The organism is Arthrobacter sp. NPDC058097 (genome assembly GCF_042884885.1).
Lineage (GTDB): Bacteria > Actinomycetota > Actinomycetes > Actinomycetales > Micrococcaceae > Arthrobacter.
Genome location: NZ_JBHVSZ010000010.1, coordinates 44,755 through 64,412, shown reverse-complemented (window position 1 = coordinate 64,412; position 19,658 = coordinate 44,755). Strand labels below are relative to the sequence as shown.

Here is a 19,658-nt window from a genome sequence, read left to right as displayed (position 1 = left end):
AGCAACGAAGGCCGGAAACGCGGTGATGGTCATCTTCCATCCGCTAGTCAAAGTAATCATTTTCCCAACCTCCTTTTCTGCTCTGCCGCTGTTCCGGCTGACTGGCCGAACAGCGTGCGCCGAGACCCCGGCGCATCGCTCTGGGGTCAGGAATAAAAGTACACCAGGAATGCCGGCGTTGACTACTTATTTTCCAAAAATTCGAAAAACAAATCCAAAAAGGCGCTTTTACAGGCCCCACCGGAGAATCACGGGTGTCCTTTTGTCCCAGCCGAGGGTGCAGACTTTGGCTGTTCCGAGAAGGAAATGCCGGCCCTCAGTCGGATCCAGTTCGAGCCAGCGGGCGGTGAGGATCCGGGAAAAGTGGCCATGGGCCACCACCAGGACATTGTCCAGCCCCGACTCCAGGACCCGGGCGATGATCTTGTCTGCCCGCGCCGCGACATCCTCCAGCTTTTCGCCGTTGGGAACCCCGTGCGTCCAGATGAGGTAGTCGGGGTTGTCCTTGCGGATCAGGTCAGAGCTGATGCCTTCGTAGTCGCCGTAGTCCCATTCGACGGCCAGCGGTTCGTGGACGGCGTCGGGGAAACCGGCGAGTTCCGCGGTGCGCCGGGCCCGGCGCAGCGGGGAGGTCAGGACCAGGTCGAAGTCGACGGTGTCCAGGATCCGGCGCGCCTCGACTGCCTGCTGTTCGCCCTCCACCGTCAGGGGCAGGTCCGTCAGCCCGGTGTACTGGCCGCTCTTGGACCATTCGGTTTCGCCGTGCCGCAGGATCCAGAGCTGGGGGCGGGCGATGTTGGCGGCGTTCACTTGGACTCCTCGGTTAGGGAAGATTCGACGTCGGCGGGAGAAGCAGAAGACACAGAAGCAGCAGCTGACTCAGGCTGCTCAGCCCACCAGGCCCGCAGCCGGGACTCGGCCTCGGCAGGCTCAAGCGGACCGTTTTCCATCCGTTCCTCCAGCAGGAACTTGTAGGCCCTGCCCACGACTGGTCCGGGTTTGAGGTCCAGCAGCGCCATGATCTCGGCGCCGTTGAGGTCCGGCCGGACGGCGTCCAGGGATTCCTGCTCACGGAGTGCGGCAATCCTGGATTCGAGGTCGTCGTACGCGAAGGAGAGCCGATCGGCCTTGCGCTGGTTGCGTGTGGTGACATCGGAGCGGGTCAGCCGGTGCAGGCGCTCCAGCAGGGGCCCGGCGTCGGTGACATAACGGCGCACCGCAGAATCGGTCCACCCGGCCTCCCCGTAGCCGTAGAAGCGCATGTGCAGCTCTACGAGGCGGGCCACCGCCTTGATGGTGTCGTTGTCGAAGCGCAGCTTCTTCATCCGCTTCGTCGTCAGCTTCGCCCCCACCATGTCGTGGTGGCGGAAGCTGACCGCGCCGCCCGGTTCGAACCGGCGCGTAGCCGGCTTCCCGACGTCGTGCATCAGTGCCGCAAACCGGAGGACAAAGTCCGGGCCGGGAACGGCGCCGTCGGAATCCGTCTCCAAAGCTGCCGCCTGCTCCAGGACCTGGAGGGAGTGCTGGTAGACGTCCTTGTGGCGGTGGTGCTCGTCCGATTCCAGCCGCAGCGCGGACACCTCGGGCAGCACGAACTCAGCGAGGCCGGTGTCCACGAGCAGGTCGATGCCCGCGCGGGGGTGCCGCCCGCAAACGAGCTTGACCAGCTCATCGCGGACGCGTTCGGCCGAGATGATGCTGATGCGTTCGGCCATCCGGGTCATGGCAGTGCGGACGTCGTCCCGCACAGTGACGCCCAGCTGGGACGCAAACCGCGCGGCGCGCATCATCCGCAGCGGATCATCGGAGAAGGATGCCTCGGGCGCGCCCGGGGTGGCCAGCACCGAAGCGTGGAGGTCGCGGACGCCGCCGAAGGGATCCACCAGCTCCATCGACGGCAGACGCAGGGCCATGGCGTTAATGGTGAAGTCGCGGCGCAGCAGGTCGTCCGTGAGGGAGGAACCGAAGGCCACCACGGGTTTCCGGGACTCGGGGTCGTAGGCTTCGGCGCGGTAGGTGGTGATTTCAATCTGGAAGCCGGCCTTGCGCATGCCGATCGTTCCGAAGGCGCGGCCGATCTCCCAGAAGTTGTCCGCCCATTTCTTGATCAGCGCCACTGTCTGGTCCGGCGTCGCATCTGTCGTGAAATCGAGGTCGGGGGAGGTGCGGCCCAGGAAGAGGTCCCGGACCGGGCCGCCGACCAGCGACAGCTCATGACCGGCATCCACGAACCGCTGACCGAGCTCCAGGACCACCGGGTCCACCTGGAAGTCAACGGTGTGAAGATCAGTCTTTTGATGTGCGTGCGCCATAGTTACTTAAGCTTGTCAGAAAACCAAGCCCCACCGCACCAAATCCCGTCATTGTGCGACGGCGCCGGCGAACCCTGTCACATGCAGTCCACCTGCAAGCCATGTCCCGGTCATCACGGCGGGGCAAGAGTCGTTAGAGTGGACTGCATGGCCCATCCAGTACCGAGCGCTCCCGGCAGGAGGACGAACCCACCGTTGCCGTCGGCAATCGGTGCCCACGTCGCGCCTGCACCGCACTCGGCCCCGGCCTCGCTCCCCACTGTGGAGGAGATCTCCGCCGGCGGCGTCGTGGTTGACACGTCCGACGACGAACTGAGGGTTGCGATTATTGCCCGCCTTAACAGGGGCGGACGGCTGGAGTGGTGCCTGCCCAAGGGCCACCCGGAGGGCCGGGAGAACAACGAGGAAGCCGCGGTCCGGGAGATTGCCGAGGAAACCGGCATCGACGGTGACATTCTGGCCCCGCTGGGCAGCATCGATTACTGGTTTACCGTCAGCGGGCACCGCGTGCACAAGACAGTGCACCACTACCTGCTGCGCGCCACCGGCGGCGAACTCACCATCGAAAACGATCCTGACAAGGAAGCGGTTGATGTTGCCTGGGTTCCCATCCACGAGCTTGCCCGCAAGCTTTCATTCCCCAATGAGCGCCGCATCGCCGACCTGGCACGCGAAGTCCTTCCCGAGCACCTCTGACCGTCCGGCAATGCCCGCCGGATACCCCCTTGCGTGCCGCAATATGAGCACCCGGGTGAGACGATGAAGACGATGTCAGCAGACGATCCGTCCTCCGACCAGCCCGCCCAGCCGGGCGAAACACCGCCCGGTGTGACGCCCGCCAGCGAGGCAGCCTCCAGTGCCGCGCAGCCCGGCGAGGCACGTTCCAGCGCCATCATGGCCGCCGGGACGCTGGTGTCCCGTGTGCTGGGGTTCGGCAAGACCTGGATGCTCGGCGCTGCCCTCGGCTTGGGCTCGACCGTTAATGACACGTTCATCAACGCCAACAACCTGCCCAACCTGATCTTCCTGCTGGTGGCCGGCGGCGTCTTCAACGCCGTGCTGGTGCCGCAGATCATCAAGGCGAGCAAGGCCCCGGACAGGGGAGCCGACTACATCAGCAGGCTGCTTACGCTGGCAGTTCTCGTCCTCCTGTCCCTGACCCTGCTGGTCACCCTGTTTGCGCCCGCCGTCATTGAACTCACCACGCAGGGCTACTCGCCCCAGCAAAAGGCGCTGGCGGTTACCTTCGCCTTCTGGTGCCTGCCGCAGATTTTCTTTTATGGCCTGTACGCGCTGCTGACCCAGGTCCTCAACGCCAACGGTGCTTTCGGCCCGGCCATGTGGGCGCCCATCCTGAACAACGTCGTGGCAATTGCCGGCCTCGGCATGTTCATCTGGATCTTCGGTGCCAACAACGTCAACCGGCATTCGCTGGATAACTGGGGCGCGTCCCAGACGTTCTTCGTCGCCGGGTTCTCCACCATCGGCGTCCTCTCCCAGACGGCCATCCTCCTGATCCCGGTGTTCCGGCTGAAGCTCGGGCTGCGCCCGCGCTTTGGCTGGCGCGGGGTGGGGCTGGGTCACGCCGCGCGACTGAGCGTATGGACGCTCATGACGGCCGCCGTCGGGCAGCTCGCGTTCCTGTACGTCATGCGCATCGCCACCATCCCGGGCGCCGAACGGCTCCGGCTGCAGGAGGCCGGCGACCCCGCCGGAGACATGCTTCCGGGCAACGCGGTGCTGGAAGTGGCGAGCCAGCTGTACCTGCTGCCGCACTCGATCATCGCACTCTCGCTGGCTACGGTGCTGTTCAACCGCATGACCCGTGCCTCGCAGGATGGCAACCGCATGGCACTTCGGGATGCCTTGTCCCACGGCCTGCGGACCATGGCCGTGGCCACGGTGTTCGGCGCGCTGGCGCTGTTCGCACTGGCCGGTCCGCTGGGCATGTTCTTCTCCGGCGGTACCCGCACGGATGGCGTCATGCTGGCGCAGACACTTACCATCCTGGCGCTCAGCACCCCGTTCATGAGCGCCAACTTCATGATGTCCCGGGTCTTTTACGCCAATGAGGACGCGCGCACGCCGTTCTATATCCAGCTGGTGCTGGCCCTGGTGAATGTGGTGGCCGCGTTCTTCATCCAGTTCCTGCCGTTCGACCAGATCATTTTCGCCATCGCCGTCCTGTACACCGCGGGGAACATCCTCTCGGTGGTTGTTTCGGCATTCTTCCTGCGCCGGCTGCTGGGGCACCTGGACGGCCCGCGGATCATCAACTCGTACATCCGCATGGGCTACGCCGCCCTCGGCTCGGCTGTTGCGGGCGCGGGGGCACTGTGGCTCATGGGCAGCTACAGCCCGGTTGGCTTTGCCTGGAGCAGCCGGCCCGCCGCCCTGGTGACCATCGTCGTCGTCGGCCCCGTCATGCTGGCCGCGTACCTGGTGCTGCTGAAGCTGTTCCGGGTCACCGAGCTGCGCGACCTGCTGCGCCCGCTGCTGGGACGGCTGGGCCGTGGGTCCGCCGCACCGGCGGCTGCTCCGTCTGCCCCCGCAAGCGCCGCGGCTTCGGCTGCCGGTGCGGCCGCTGGCGGTGCGTCGCGGCGGCGTCCGACGCCGGAACGCGCCACGGTCTCCTCGGACACCGGCCTGATTCCACGGATTTCCGGCGAGTTCGATTCCGCCTCCTTCCGCGCCGGGCCTGCGCCCCAGCCGGAACCGGAAGATTACGACGGTGCCACCTACCTTCCCGAGGAGGACGTCCCCGGGACGGCCCGCGGGAACGCCCTGCGCGGGGAGATCCCGCTTCCCGGCCGCCACACCTACCAGGGGACCCCAGGCCAGAACCCGCATTTCCCGTCGCGGCGACGGAGGAAAAAGTAGCCCTGGCGGGAGTCTGCCAGCCCCGTCCTCCGCGGCCGTTGCGCAGCATCGGCTAGGATCGAGGGGAACAAGGGTAGTTGCAGACCAAGGGGTCCGCCGGCGTGCCGGAGGCCTTCCGTGGCGATGCATCGCCAGGGCCAGAAGCAATTCCCGGACAGGCTAGGAGGAACACGTGTCCCACCCGATCGATGTCGGATCAGTACTTGGCGGCCGCTACAAGGTCACGGCCACAGTGCTGAGTTCGCATGACCAGGATCTGGTGCTGGACGGTGTGGACCAGGTGCTGAACCGTCCGGTCAGCATCCTGGTGGCCGGCCCGTACAACGCCGACCAGGTGGCCCAGAGCGCCCGCGAAGTGGCCACGGGCGAACGCCCCGGGAACGTGCAGATCCTGGACCTTGGAGTCAGCGACGCCACGACGTACCTGATCACCAACCACACCTCCGCCGCTGACCTGCTGGACCTTGTGGTCGCCTCCAACCCGCCCTACGTGGAGCCGTTCTTCACGGACACCCTGGGCAGCGAGATCTTCGGCCAGGCGCGCTCCCACGAACCCGAAACCTACGACGAAGACGACGAGGTCGAAGCCGGGTACATCAACTACAACGGCGACCAGAACTACAGCGAGGGCCAGTCCCGACCGGGCGGATACCCTGCCACCGCGCCAAGCCCCGCCGCCAGCCGGTCCGGCCACGGTGCCTCCAGCCACGCCGCTGCCGCTCCCGGACAGGCCCCCACAGCGCCCGTGCGGAAGGCTCCCGTCGTGCCGCCGCTCCCGGCTGCCCGCCCCGCGGCGGGTCCGGCAGCTGCCGCCGGTGCCGCTGCGGGTGCCGCCGCCGGTGCTGCTGGTTCGCGGGCAAACAGGCAGGGCGTCCCGGAGACCACTGCGCCCCAGCCGGTTCAGCCGGGTAACCGCTACGAGCAGGACGCAGTACAGGAAACCGTCCAGCACGACAACGTCGAGCAGGCACTGCTGCAGCGCGACACCAGCCGTTCCGGAAACGCTGCACGCGGCGCCGCCGGCGCAGGTGCAGCTGCTGCCGGTGCTGCCGCAGCTTCCGGTGACGGCCACAACTCGTCGAAGGTGTCGCTGTGGTCCGAGAACGACTATGACCCCGAAGACGAGTACGGCGACGAGGGCAGCAACGCGCACGAGCAGGACCGCCGAGCAGGCAACTTCCCTGCCGTCGCCCGCACTGGTGCCGCTCCGGCTGCCGAGTATTACGACGATGAAGACGACGAGCCGCGGAAAGAACCGCGTTCCATGCGCTGGCTTGTTGGTGGCCTGCTCGCAGCCGTCCTGATCGTCGGACTCATCTTCGCCGTGACCAACCTGGGCAGCCTCTTCAAGAGCGCACCGCAGACGGAAGCGACCCCCGGAGCCAGCGCACCGCCGTCGGCCGCCGCCCAGCCGAGTACCGGAACGCCGACCAAGAGCACCGCTCCGGCCGCAGGGCCGCCGGCCATCGAGGGGATCACCCGCCAGGGCAACTTTGATTTCGCCGCGACGTACGACGACGACCTCGGCAAGGCGTTCGACGGCAATGCTGCCAGCTACTGGTCAGACATGGAGTTTGCCACGGAGGACTGGGGAGGCCTTGCTCCGGAAGGCGTCCCGCTGGTGGTCAAGCTCAAGAGCCCTTCCCAGGTCTCCTCGATCACCCTGAACCAGTTGGGTGCCTCGGGCGGAAGCATCACGGTGTACACCAATGACCGCCCGTCGCTGGACGGTGCAAAGCAGGTGGGAACCAACAGCTTCACCTCGCCGGACCTCACCATGCCGCTGGCCGAACCGGTGACCGCCCAGTACGTGATCATCTCGATCAAGAACCTTCCCAAGCTCGCCGCCCCGAAGACCCGCTTTGGCTACGGCCTGCGGCTCGCGGAGATCAAGGTCCAGTAGGCGCTACTGCCGGTCAGCCGCCACGTACCACACGGGCGTAACCGGCATGCCCTGAGGTTGCCGGAGGCGGTACCCTTGTGGAAAGTCCCGTGGCGGTGTTTCCACGCAGGCACGGGTGTTCTCGCCTGCCTCCAAACACGTTCGGAATATTCCACACTGCCAATCAGTTGTGCCCTGTGGCTGGCCGGAAGGCTGGCGCATCGACAAAGGAAGAGGTTCACCGTTCAGTGAGCACCGCAGAAAACAGCACGTCAGAAGTACGTGATGTCATCATCGTCGGCTCCGGCCCCGCAGGCTACACAGCCGCCGTCTACACGGCCCGCGCCAACCTGAAGCCGCTGCTGCTGGCTGGCTCCGTCACCGCGGGCGGTGAGCTCATGAACACCACCGACGTCGAGAATTACCCGGGCTTCCCCGAGGGCATCATGGGGCCGGACCTCATGGAGAACTTCGAAAAGCAGGCTGCCCGCTTCGGCACCGAGATCCAGTTCGAGGACGTCACCGCCCTGGACCTCGACGGCGACGTCAAGACTGTCACCATCGCAACGGGGGAGACCTTCCGCGCCCGGGCCATCATCCTGTCCACCGGCTCGGCATACCGCGAGCTCGGCCTGGCCAACGAAAAGCGGCTCTCCGGCCACGGTGTCAGCTGGTGCGCAACCTGCGACGGTTTCTTCTTCAAGGACCAGGACATCGCGGTGATCGGTGGCGGCGACTCGGCCATGGAGGAAGCACTCTTCCTCACCAAGTTCGCCAAGTCCGTGACTGTGGTGCACCGCCGCGACACGCTGAAGGCCTCCAAGATCATGGGCGACCGCGCCCAGGCCCACGAGAAGATCAACTTCGTCTGGAACACCGCCGTCGCGGACATCCTCGGTGAAGACAAGGTCACCGGCCTGAAGCTGAAGAACCTGGTCGACGGCACCGAGTCCGAACTTGCCGTGACCGGCGTCTTCGTGGCCATCGGCAATGATCCGCGCACCGAGCTCGTCAAGGACAGCCTCGAGATCACGGACGCCGGCACCATCGCCGTCGAGGGCCGCAGCTCCCGTACCAGCATCAAGGGCGTTTTCGCCGCCGGCGATGTGGTGGACCCGACCTACCGCCAGGCGATCACTGCCTCCGGCTCCGGCTGTGTCGCAGCGATCGACGTCGAGCACTACCTCGCAGACCTTCACGCCTGACCGGCGCGGAAATTCATTCGAAGAGAGAGACAAGGGTTATGAGCAACGCAAAAGATGTAACCGACGCAAGCTTCAGCACTGACGTACTCGCCGCTGACAAGCCGGTAATCGTTGACTTCTGGGCCGAATGGTGCGGTCCGTGCCGGAAGCTGGGTCCCATCCTGGATGAGATCTCCGTGGAGTACGGCGAGAAGGTCAACGTTGTCAAGGTGAATGTCGATGACAACCCGTCTATCGCTGCTGAGTACGGCATTACCTCGATTCCTGCCGTGTACCTGTTCCAGGGCGGCGAAGTGAAGAGCACGGTCATCGGTGCCAAGCCGAAGCAGTTCTTCGAGAAGGAATTCGCCGACGTTTTGTCCTAGCCGCGTCGGGCCTGTGTATTACATACCCGCACGGTAACCTCGACAGGCAGCACCGGCTGCAGGCACGCAAAGGTGGCCATCACTCCGAGGGGAGTGATGGCCACCTTCTTGTTTGCGCCACGTAAGAGCACAGTACATTCGGGTCGAGTCGGGCTCATTCTCGGGGTTCTTCGTCAGCGGCGACTGTCTGACTTCAGAAATAGCCCTGCACAGGTTGTATTCCCCGTGTCTCATCTCCAAGAATCCCTCAGTTGCACTAGAACCGGTGAAAGGCATCGAGTGCTTGAGGCCCAGTTACTCCCGACGCCTATCTCATCCAGGCAGCGTCGAAAGTCATTAGGCACAGCGATGCCCGGATGAGGCATCCAAGCCCTTCGCGCGCACGTCCCAAGTAGGTACATTGTCAGCTGTGGGGCAGAAGATGTTTCACGTGAAACGAGCGCAAGCTGGTAGTTAGGATCGCCACAACTGGCAGGATAATTCTCAACGCCTAATTCCAGCAAATAGGCCCTTCCCGTCCAACGCTTTACCGCCGTCCACGCGTTCGCCCATGCACCGAATCGTCCGCCTCGTAGGCGACAATAGTCGTCGCTAACGTGAGCGTATTGACTGGCAATCGGGGAGTACTGCTGCTCGCCGGTTAACGGCCAGGGCGGCTACGGCCTCCATTCTCTTGGGGGCCTACGAGTTGCTACCGCCGCAGCAGTTCCTTCACACGCGATCCCAACTGGTGGTCGCCAAGGCACACCAGCGGGGACCCCGGCTGAATAGATCGGAATCTCACAGGACTCAGCCGACCACAATGGCAAACTTCTGCCAACCTTCCAATTGGTGGGACCTGGAGCGCCATGCGCAGTCACTCCGCCCTGCCTCGTTCTGCGCGCGGCGCCTACCTCACCAGGTGGGAGCATGTCACCCGCGGACCATGCCCGCGCCGGCTACGCCCGGGGGCGCGTTTCACGTGAAACACCGCGGGTCTTCTTCTGAGAAGATGAAACCCTGCGACACCGGGAGAGTTGCATTCTAAGAGCAGGGCCGCCAGCTGAACCGGCCACCTCTGTAGCCCATACGGAACCACCATCCCAAGAACCCCCTTATGCGTGTTTCATCCATACGAGGGCCTGAGCGCCCCTAAGGAGCTGCAATGAGATCTGAAGGGGGGCTAGTAGGCTGAGCCTTCACATCAACTTATATTGATTGCCTGAATGGCCGGCCGCCACACACGAGCTGCAGAGACTCAAAGCGGAATACGGGGTTGTATGCGGGTCGCTGCAGCATTTGTGCCCCCGGACGTTCGAGGAAAACCAATAGCCCCTGCGAGGCAATTCGCCCCATTTGCGCAGTCCCCATTCGCGGCGCAAAGTCAATGGGCGGCGGCGGCGCTCAATCCGGAATTCAACCCGGCAGGTCCGACCACCAGCAGGCCGGCTGCGCACCTCAGGAACTATATCGTCACCAACATCTTGGTCTAGGAGACCTCACTATTTGGTTTTCGCCAAGTTCCGTCTGCGAAGCGGTTGTAGTGCCGATAGAAGTTGCCGATAGCCGCAGCTGCTTTGTGAGTCGCCACGTGCCATTCGATCATTTGGTGTCCAGCGCGTCGTACCGCTGAACGAGTTGCGTTTACCGGGCAGGGAGCAAGTCCTGCGATGACAGCGTTCGGCGCGCTGTTCAGTTCTTTTGTACCCGACGCCCAAAGGCGACGTCCTTTCGTTTATAGTCGCTGGGCTCCTACAGCCCCGGACCAGCACCCTCCCGTTGGGGACACGGAGTAACCGTTTCACGTGAAACAAACCGCGGTTCGAGAATCCTGTCCTGCACCGAACTGCAACCGTTTCACGCGAAACATGGGCCGACCCAGTCGGGTGCACTGAGGGCGTACTCGGAAGCCGGGCTCACTCCGTCAGTGGAATGTCCTCCCAACGTCCGACGTTTCCTTGCGGACGGGCAAAAGTGACCGTCGCCTGATTAGCAAGCAGGCTCCTCGACCGAAGAGCGACGCAAATGAAGTCGGAACACGTATGGAGCAGCAGCGAGCAGTCAGCGTACCTGTACCGTCCCCAAGGACGCGACCAACTTGGACTGGATCCCGACGTTTCACGTGAAACGGGCCGACGTGCCGCCATTCCACGAGCGGTCGCCGCTGCAGATCGAGGACCATGCACGCAAGGTACCCAGCCGCACCGCCGCCTGTGACACGTGCCGGGGGCGGTGCCCACTGACCGATCGCCCAGGCATTCATCAAAGACCGCCAAAGCACACTGCCTGCCGAGGAGTAAGCGCGACCCACGGCAATTCGCGAAACAGGGGCAGCAGAGCAACAGAGCAACAGCCTAGCGCGCCCCTCACGCCCCACTTGGATGCCCGACCATCCGGGCACTGATCCCGATCCTAGACGGCGCTCTCAGTTGCGCGTCCATTGACAGCCTAAGCGACTACGCGATCGCACACAGACCCACGGTGGCGCATGGACGCTGCGGTGGCTGTACGCGCCCACTTAGACCAGCGAACCTGCTGTCAGGCTATCGGAGCCGTTGGCGCTATCCCTGGCAGCAGTAGCCAGCATGCTCACGGATGGTCTTCAGCTTGTCCGACGCGCCTGGAAGCACGGACGAGTAAGTCCCGGCAATTCTGCACCGAAGAGCAACAACAGCCGGCCACACCCGCTTTGCTGGACTGCACTCATCACCCAGGCAAGCGGCACGGCAAACAAGAAGGTGGTCGGAGGACCTTAGCAACAGCGGGACTGTGGACTGGGTTGTCCGGCCCATCGGCTGCAGTCTGAGGGCCAACACGCGGCCAACCCAGGAGTAGCACGGGTCCGCAGACCAGGCAGGAGCACCCTGTTGTCTGTCAATGTCCAGCCTCAAGCGCGTACCAGGGCTGCACCGATCCCATGGGCATGTGGAACAGCCACACTACGACCAACATCTGACCCGGGCGCGGTAGTTCCTGAAGCTCCGTAACCAGTTCAAGCCATCGTCGGCAGGGACCATCCCATACCCGGCACTGTGTCACTTCAATTTCCTGCAAGGATACGACGATGCGGCCGTCCACTGTCCAATTCAGCGTTCATCCACAAGCGCTCGGCGACGGGTCTAGCGTGTCCAGCGCAGCCTGTGCCGGGCGCAGAGTAGAGCCGGACATTGACTAATTGCGCATCCCGAAGCCGGGCGCTACCTTCCGCAGGGGCACTACAGATTGCAGCTGGGACATGGAGACGTTCCTTGGGGACCTCAAAATGCTGACCGCAGTCGGTCAGACAGACCCGAGAATGACCGGAACGAGGTGAGTTCGCGGCCCGTCATGTGCCGATGTATTGAGTCTCACCATGACATTATTCACAGTCTTATCCACAGTGGAATCCACATGGTTATCCACAGCGCGGCGAGGCCGCCTGTGGATTAGATTGGCCGGTCCGTGAGCAGAATCACACCGCGCGGTCTCCTTGCTGCGTGGACTGCCGAGTTGCGAAGCTGAGCTTCATGTCGCAGCTGCGGTGGCGGCACCGGCAAATCCTGCCGCTGCACAGTAGCTATAACACCCATTCCAATTGATGACTGCCGTTCAGAACGTACTCGCCGCCTCACGCACCCAGGAGCGAGTGTGACGAGGCGCGTTTCACGTGAAACACGGCTGGTGGTCACCGGTCATGCCGAGGCACTCGAAAGACACAAGGTTGGCCCGATCGGGCTCCTGGGGTCCGCGAGCTGTGTCATATCCCCACCTTTACCCACAGGTTTATCCACAGCGTTATCCACTGGGTTATCACCAGCGAAAAAGTGCCACCGGCCAGCTGACGAAGGGTGAATCATGTTGTCGTCGATCGTGCCCATAGGGCCGCGCAAGCGCCGCCAGCGAAGTACCAGACCGGGTGATCCTCAGTTGGCTGCCGGCTAACTGCTTGCAGCAGAATCCCCGTCAAACGGGGGGCGAACCGCAGCGCCGATAGGGAGGTGTGCTCGGCATGCGAGGCAGCATGGCGCACCGGACGGCCCATCGAAGCAGCGGGGTCCGAGGATAGGCTACGGCTACGGCTCCAAGGCATGGTCTGCGACGCCTCAGCATGATCCCGAGGCGTCCCGCCGCGCCTCCGCGAGTTGGCACTTGCGGCCAGGTGACATTACTAGGGCGTGCGGGAGAACGCCATTTCACCGCTGTGCTCCAATGCAGGCGCTGACCAACAATAGCTGTCCAATAGATGTCGGAGCTGGCCGCGCCCTTGGAAAGCCGCTGCGGAAATTCGGTAGACGCCCGGCGGCTCCCGTTCACGTTTCACGTGAAACTGCCGCCGGCCCAGTCACGAGCCGAGTGTGCGCCTAGCGTCTTGGCCTGCCCGGGACTGAGACAAGGCGCCGGATACTGCCGGCCGGCACACATAGCAGCTCACCACACGCAGAGGCCATGCAACGCGGGGGCCACGCACGAGCTCTCACGTTGCGGTTAGTCTGCTGGAGAGAAAGGCAGCGAGGAATACCGTGATGAAGCATGCGGACCGCCGACCCAGGATCCGCCCTCGGGGAACGGTGGTGACGTCATCACATCGCGGCTGCCGCGTGCGGCCCCTAGCAGCACGACCCCGAAACCCTGCCTTAGGGTGAAGAACCAGCGGGTACCCTGGTGCGCTCGTTATCCACCTTCGTGCAGGATCGGGTTATGGGATTCGCGTCTTCTGTCTCGCGCACCGGGGGAGGGCTGACAACTCCGATATTGCTTTCTGTAGCATCTGCGTCCGTGACTTCCCATTCGCAAACTCGAATACCGCACCGCCGCTTGCCTCCCAATGTCGAAGACTCATTGCCTACCTCACCGGCGCAAAGAAATAGGCACCAAGGGAGTCGGCTGTCTGTTACACGGGTTGAGGCAGGACCTTTCTCACGTCGGCGCCTGTTCCACGTGAAACGGGCGCCGGGGAAGTGCAGTAGGAACGGAAGGGGCGACTGTCGGCGAGACGTTTCACGTGAAACGCGCGCACAGCCCCACGCCTACCCCTGCCATCCAACAGAAAGATGCGGAGCTTGCGTGGGTACAGCGACAGAGACACGCTTGCCCACACTGGCGGACATCACAGCCATCCGTGGCTAGAAGACCGAACCTCACCTACTTCAGATCGCCGCTGCGTGGCCGCAGACGCGCTAGTTCGGGACAACCAGGATGGAACGGACCTGAGCACCCGCTCTCAGACGAGACGGGGCAGGTGGGGTTCCCAGGAGAAGTAGGCAGTTTCTCTCATCGCGACACGATAGGCACACGGCCATATAGTGGACGCGAACCGCGACCTGCAGGGGTTCATCGAGCCCCTGTGCGCAGTGAAAGTTCGAAAGAGCAGGAATTGCCAGTACCTTGCGGTGGCTACTCGTTGGAGGTGGGCCGGAGCAACGAAAACAGCGGCTCCAGACGATCAGAAAGCCGGCAGAACGATCTGATTATCGCCGAATGCGGTGACCTGCGGGCCAATGCCCACTGGTTTCACGTGAAACGCGACCCAGGCGATGGAGGGACAGAGGCAAAGAGGCCCAGTACGGGAAGCACGGCGAACACGAGGACAGCATAGGCGCGTCCAAACAATGGAAGCGTCAGTGGCGCCCTCCAAATAATCCAAACATCGAAGCCCTGCGAATCACGCAGATTCGGCCCAGCCCACTTGCCATCCAGCCAGTCGTGCAGTGTGAACCCGTCAAAGATGCTAAGAACCGAGCACTCTGGGCCGGTCTACGAGGCCACCACTGCCCCCGTATTGCCGTCTACCGGGCTAATGCCTTGATGGGAGGGGCAAAATCCCAACGCATCCAGTCCTTGCCCGTGGGTGAGCGTTGCGTACCGAGGCAACTGGGCAAGGCAGAACCTCGGGAGAGACTGCACAGACGGCCCAGGACGCTCTGAACGGCCGTTTAGGATAAATGGCGCTCCAGTACATACCCCGCGCTTTTGGTCGGCAAGCTGTCTGCAGGACGACGCCTGCTCGCTCCCCGCCTTACTTGGTCGCCCTCTGGGCCGGCTGACAATCTAGAACGGCATGACAGCCGCCGTAGCGCGATGCATACGCAGAGCTGCAGCGGGCTGTACTCGCTCTAGGACATCTGATCTATAATCTTTCCGGGCACTGCAACTTGCCCAGGTTCACTCCGCAGGCATCTGCAGCATCCAAATGAAACGTGCCAGCAGCGCTACTTAGCTGAGGAGTCATTGCTACAGCCGCTGATGCCATTCGAAAGGTCTTAGCAAACAGATTAGGGCCCGTTCACCTGAACGGGCCCTAATCCTCGAGTAGTTCCTTAGTTTTCGCTCCCTGGAGCGAGGACGTCCATAATGCGGTTGAGGTCCTCAACACTCGCGAACTCGATACTTACGCGGCCCTTACGCGCCCCGAGCGAGATCTTCACGTTGGTGTCGAGCCTGTCCGACAGCGAGGAGGCCAGGTAATCCAGCCGCTCATGGCGCGCACCGGGGCGGGGAATGTTGTTCTTGGCCGGCGTCGCAGGTTCACGGTGCAGCGTGACCGCTTCCTCGGTGGCGCGGACAGACATGCCCTCGGCCACAATCTTCTGCGCCAGGCGCTCCATGGATGCCGCGTCGGGAAGCGAGAGGAGAGCACGGGCGTGGCCTGCCGAGAGCACATTGGCGGCTACACGACGCTGCACCAGTGGCGGGAGCTTCAACAGCCGCAGGGTGTTGGACACCTGAGGGCGTGAGCGGCCGATGCGGTCAGCCAGCTGCTCGTGCGTTGTACCGAAGTCCTCCAGCAGTTGCTGGTACGCGGCCGCCTCTTCGAGCGGATTGAGCTGGCTGCGGTGCAGGTTCTCCAGAAGAGCGTCGCGGAGTAGGTCGTCATCCGTCGTGTCACGGACAATCGCAGGGATCGTGGAGAGCCCGGCAGCCTGTACTGCACGCCACCGGCGTTCACCCATGACTAGCTCATACGGTTCCCCACCCTTTTCGGTTGAAGTACGAACCACAATTGGCTGGAGGACGCCTATTTCCCGAACCGAGTGAACAAGCTCCGCCATGTCGTCCTCATCGAAGACGGTACGGGGCTGCTTGCGGTTTGGATGGATGTCCGTGACCGGGATTTCGGCAAAACGGACGCCCGGCACCTCAACGAGTTCAACGTCGTTGTCCAGGACAGCGGCGGAGCCAGCCTTTCGCGAGTTGCTGGCAGTCTTCGGTGAACCTACGTCCTGGGACTCGGCATCTGCGGATGCATCCGGGCCAGCAGGTTCGGACTTCGTGGCGGCGTCCGGCGCGCCGGTGGACTTGGCCGCACCCGCACCAGAATTTTTGGCGGCGGTCTTCGCCGTGGACTTGGCAGCCGAGAGCTGCGCCGAATCCGAGGCATCCTTAGCATCTTCTTCGACCGCGGACTCGGCAGGGGCCTCAGCCTTCCGGCCTGACTGGCGTGCCGGCGCGTCGTCGAGGCCAGACATGTCGGTCTCTAGGGCCGGAACGGGTTCAGCCGTCTTCCGCGCCTCCGGGAAGAAGAGATCCACAGGGCGCGACGGAGCTGCTCCGTTACCCGAAGCGCCTGCGGAAGCGGAACTTGGAATGAGTGCGCCAAGACCGCGACCGAGCCCGCGTCGCTTATCGCTCATGGATGATTCCCTCCATCGGAAGAGCCCGGCCATGCCGGGCTCCGGCTGTTGCTGTGTTTGGAAAATTCTAACGCTCAGCGATTTCCGCTGCGGCTTCGAGGTAGGACAACGCGCCGCTGGAGGATGGATCGTAGGTCATGACAGTCTGCTGGTAGCTCGGCGCTTCGGAGATGCGCACGGAGCGAGGGACAACGGCGTCAAGGACCTGGTCCGGGAAGTGCTGCCGGACTTCAGCTGCGACCTGGGCGGCCAGGTTGGTCCGGCCGTCATACATGGTGAGCAGAATCGTGGAAACTTCAAGATCCGCATTCAGGTGCTTCTGGATCATCTCGATGTTCTTCAGCAACTGACTCAGGCCCTCAAGGGCGTAGTACTCGCACTGGATGGGGATGAGGACCTCGCCGGCCGCGCAGAAGGCGTTGACCGTCAGCAGCCCCAGGCTGGGCGGGCAGTCGATGAAGATGTAGTCCAGCCGCTGCTCGCCCTTCTTCTGCCGGGCTTTGGCGTAGACGTCGATGGCACGGCGGAGGCGCTGCTCCCGTGCCACCAGGGAGACAAGTTCGATCTCGGCGCCGGCCAGGTGGATGGTTGCCGGGGCGCAGATGAGGTTGCTGATGTCCGGGCACGGGGCCACGACGTCCTCAAGGGCAACATCGTTGATCAGCACATCGTAGATGCTGTCGACGTCGGCATGGTGCTCGATGCCCAGAGCCGTGGAGGCATTGCCCTGTGGGTCAATGTCGATGACCAGGACGTTCAGGCCGGCGGCAGCCAAGGCGGCAGCGATGTTCACGGTGGTGGTGGTTTTGCCCACTCCACCCTTTTGGTTTGAAACTGTGAAGATCCGCGTCTTCTCCGGCTTCGGCAGGTCACGGCCCAGTAGCCGTTCCCGCCGACGGTTCTCATGCGCGAGCTCCCGCGCGATGGGGCTCGAGTCATCCAGGGTGTCCAGGACGTTGCCGCGGGCTGCGGTTTCACGTGAAACCTTGGCGGCAACGGTGCCTGCAACCGGATTGAATTGATTTGCCGTGGTAGCGACCGGTGATACGCCGAAGGCACGCGCCGACCCCAGGGACACGAACGGGGGAATCCGCTGCGTGGAGGTTTCGCTACTGGTCACTGGGACACACTCACTCTCGTTCGGCTTTCACTGCCGTTCTCTAGCCTAACCGCTACACCCTATGGACCCGCGGCACCGTGCGGGGCTAGGCGCTCTTTTGGGTCTTCTTAACTACGATCCGCACCACCGTGGTGGGTTCCTCGAGCAGGCTTTGTCCTACTGTGACAACAGAGGTCTCCACACCGCCAAGCTTGCGGATGGCCTTCGCTGCCTTCTCAATCTCCTCGGCAGCACTGCGCCCCTTGATGGCCACGACTTCACCCTCGCCACCAAGCAGCGGGATGGTCAAGCCGGCAAGGTTGCTCAGGGCGGACACGGCACGGGCGGTTACAACGTCGGCCCTCACCATTCCCACAGCCAGTTCGGCACGGGTGCGCATGACGGTCACGTTGCTCAATCCGAGATCGTCAACCACTTCCTGCAGCCAGATCACCCGGCGCTCCAGCGGTTCGATGAGGGTCAGTTCCAGGTCCGGACGGGCAATGGCCAGGCAAAGGCCCGGCAGGCCGGCGCCGCTTCCGACGTCGGCCACATGGCTGCCCTGGGGAATCTCACTTTCGATTACCGCGCAGTTCAGGACATGGCGTCCCCAGAGCCTGGGGATTTCCCGCGGTCCGATGAGCCCGCGCTCGGTCCCGGAGGTCGCCAGGTGTTCGACATACCGTTCAGCGAGGCCAAGGCGATCGCCGAAGATCTTCTCCGCCGCCTGGCGCTCGGCTGCAGTCATTTCAACCATCAGTAAGTCAGCCAACGGCTCAGTCGGCGGAAACGACGATGTGCCGGCCCGCACCCTCGCCCTCGGACTCGCTAACGAAGCCAAGATCGGCAACGGCGTCGTGCACGATCTTCCGTTCGTAGGCGCTCATGGGCTCCAGCGCTACGGCCTCACCGGTTTCCTTGACGGACGCGACGGCATCCTCTGCGATCTTCTGCAGGTGGCCCGCGCGTTCCTTGCGGTAGCCGTTGATGTCCAGCACCAGGCGTGAGCGGTTCTCCGTCGCGGAGAGCACAGACAGGCGGGTCAGCTCCTGAAGGGCTTCCAGTACCTCGCCATCGCGGCCCACGAGGCTCTCGAGCCCGGCGGACTCTTCCTCGGTCACGATCGAGATGTAGGTGCGTCCGTTGCGGACCTCAATGTCAATGTCGCCGTCGATGTCGGCAATGTCGAGCAGTTCCTCAAGGTAGTCGGCGGCAACGTCGCCTTCTTCTTCCAGACGGCTTGCCGACGTGCCCTTGCCCGCGTTCACGGTGCCGGCAACGGAGTCTTGGTCTTCGCTGGTTTCAGCGGAAAGTGCGTGTTCAGAGCTCTCAACAGACATTACTTCTTCTTCCTGTTCTTACGTTGTGGCTGAGTGCGCTGCGTTCGGGCCTGCGCAACTGCAGCGGCGGCAGCTGCTTCCGCTTCGACGTCGGCCTTCTTGCCGCCCAGGATGGGAAGGGCCGGAAGGCCCTTGGCGGCACGGCGCTCGGCGAGGGCCTTGGCGGCGGGGGATCCCGGCGTCGGCATACGGCGGATGACAAAGAACTGCTGGCCCATGGTCCACAGGTTGGTGGTGGTCCAGTAGATGAGGACACCGATGGGGAAGTTGATGCCGCCCACACCGAAGACGATGGGCAGGATGTACAGCATCATCTTCTGCTGGCGCATGAACGGGCTGGCCATGGCCTCTTCGGACATGTTCTTGGCCATGATCTGCTTCTGCGTGATGAACTGCGAGGCAGTCATCGCGAGGATCATCACGATGGAGAGGATCCAGACCGCGACCACGTTGCCGCCAGCCGGCGTGCCATGAAGGAGGGTCGCGGAGAGCGGAGCGCCGAAGATGCTGGACTTGTCGAACTGAACCACCTGTTCGTGGCTCATGGCACCGATGCCCTGCCCACTGGTGGCGGCCCCGGTGATGCCGGAGAGCACCTGGAACAGCGCGAAGAAGAACGGCATCTGGATGAGCATGGGGAGGCAGGCAGAGAACGGGTTGGTGCCGTGCTTCTTGTACAGGGCCATCTGTTCCTGCGCCATGGCCTGACGGGAAAGCTGGTCGGTCTTGCCCTTGTACTTGTCCTGCATCTTCTTCAGGTCGGGCTGCAGCAGCTGCATCCCGCGCTGGGCCTTGATCTGCTTGACGAACACGGGGATCAGGGCGGCACGGATCACCAGCACCAGCCCAATGATGGACAGCGTCCAGGTCCAGCCGTTCTCGGCCGGCATGCCGATGAAGCTCAATCCGTCATGGAAGCCGACCATAATGACTGAGACCAGCCATTTGAACGGGGCCATGATTGTTCCAAAGAAGTCCATACGATT

General features: G+C 63.4%; 12 protein-coding genes. 5 read left to right on the top strand and 7 right to left on the bottom strand.

Annotated features, from left to right (window positions below; all coding sequences use genetic code 11):
• Positions 1-228 precede the first annotated feature (228 nt).
• Together ACFVTE_RS17360 and ACFVTE_RS17355 are read right to left on the bottom strand one after the other, a co-directional pair.
• A complete protein-coding gene (locus tag ACFVTE_RS17360; RefSeq protein WP_387102460.1) occupies positions 229-810 on the bottom strand; it encodes a histidine phosphatase family protein in 582 nt (193 codons plus the stop codon).
• Positions 807-2,312 carry a CCA tRNA nucleotidyltransferase gene (locus ACFVTE_RS17355; protein ID WP_387102458.1) on the bottom strand — a complete coding sequence of 502 codons (1,506 nt, stop codon included), beginning with the start codon at positions 2,310-2,312 and terminating at the stop codon, positions 807-809. The genes ACFVTE_RS17360 and ACFVTE_RS17355 overlap by 4 nt, the downstream gene beginning before the upstream one ends.
• A gap of 195 nt (positions 2,313-2,507) precedes the next feature.
• Here ACFVTE_RS17355 and ACFVTE_RS17350 point away from each other — a divergent pair, with 195 nt between their 5' ends.
• From ACFVTE_RS17350 to trxA, 5 genes are all read left to right on the top strand, one after another.
• Entirely contained in the window at positions 2,508-3,008 is a 501-nt protein-coding gene (locus tag ACFVTE_RS17350; RefSeq protein WP_076799448.1) for an NUDIX hydrolase, read from the top strand.
• A gap of 72 nt (positions 3,009-3,080) precedes the next feature.
• Entirely contained in the window at positions 3,081-5,192 is a 2,112-nt protein-coding gene (gene murJ / locus ACFVTE_RS17345; RefSeq protein ID WP_387102728.1) for a murein biosynthesis integral membrane protein MurJ, read from the top strand.
• A gap of 172 nt (positions 5,193-5,364) precedes the next feature.
• Positions 5,365-7,095, top strand: coding sequence for an ABC transporter substrate-binding protein (locus tag ACFVTE_RS17340; RefSeq protein WP_387102455.1), 1,731 nt, complete (start codon positions 5,365-5,367; stop codon positions 7,093-7,095).
• 227 nt (positions 7,096-7,322) lie between these two features.
• Positions 7,323-8,279, top strand: coding sequence for a thioredoxin-disulfide reductase (gene trxB, locus ACFVTE_RS17335; RefSeq protein WP_387102452.1), 957 nt, complete (start codon positions 7,323-7,325; stop codon positions 8,277-8,279).
• Between the two features lie 38 nt (positions 8,280-8,317).
• On the top strand, positions 8,318-8,644 hold the full coding sequence (trxA, locus tag ACFVTE_RS17330) for a thioredoxin (protein ID WP_387102449.1): 327 nt from the start codon (positions 8,318-8,320) through the stop codon (positions 8,642-8,644).
• A 6,275-nt stretch (positions 8,645-14,919) separates the two neighbouring features.
• Here trxA and ACFVTE_RS17325 read toward each other — a convergent pair.
• From ACFVTE_RS17325 to yidC, 5 genes are all read right to left on the bottom strand, one after another.
• Positions 14,920-16,233: a ParB/RepB/Spo0J family partition protein gene (locus tag ACFVTE_RS17325; RefSeq protein ID WP_387102446.1), complete on the bottom strand. Its 1,314-nt coding sequence runs from the start codon at positions 16,231-16,233 to the stop codon at positions 14,920-14,922.
• 67 nt (positions 16,234-16,300) lie between these two features.
• Positions 16,301-17,353 carry a ParA family protein gene (locus tag ACFVTE_RS17320; RefSeq protein WP_387102443.1) on the bottom strand — a complete coding sequence of 351 codons (1,053 nt, stop codon included), beginning with the start codon at positions 17,351-17,353 and terminating at the stop codon, positions 16,301-16,303.
• 85 nt (positions 17,354-17,438) lie between these two features.
• Complete coding sequence (gene rsmG / locus ACFVTE_RS17315) at positions 17,439-18,089, bottom strand: 16S rRNA (guanine(527)-N(7))-methyltransferase RsmG (protein WP_387102441.1); 651 nt, start codon at positions 18,087-18,089, stop codon at positions 17,439-17,441.
• Positions 18,090-18,108: 19 nt separating this feature from the next.
• Positions 18,109-18,672, bottom strand: a complete 564-nt coding sequence (locus ACFVTE_RS17310; protein WP_354263033.1) for a R3H domain-containing nucleic acid-binding protein — start codon at positions 18,670-18,672, stop codon at positions 18,109-18,111.
• Positions 18,672-19,652: a membrane protein insertase YidC gene (gene yidC / locus ACFVTE_RS17305; protein ID WP_387102438.1), complete on the bottom strand. Its 981-nt coding sequence runs from the start codon at positions 19,650-19,652 to the stop codon at positions 18,672-18,674. Before yidC ends, ACFVTE_RS17310 begins: the two co-directional genes overlap by 1 nt.
• Positions 19,653-19,658 lie beyond the last annotated feature (6 nt).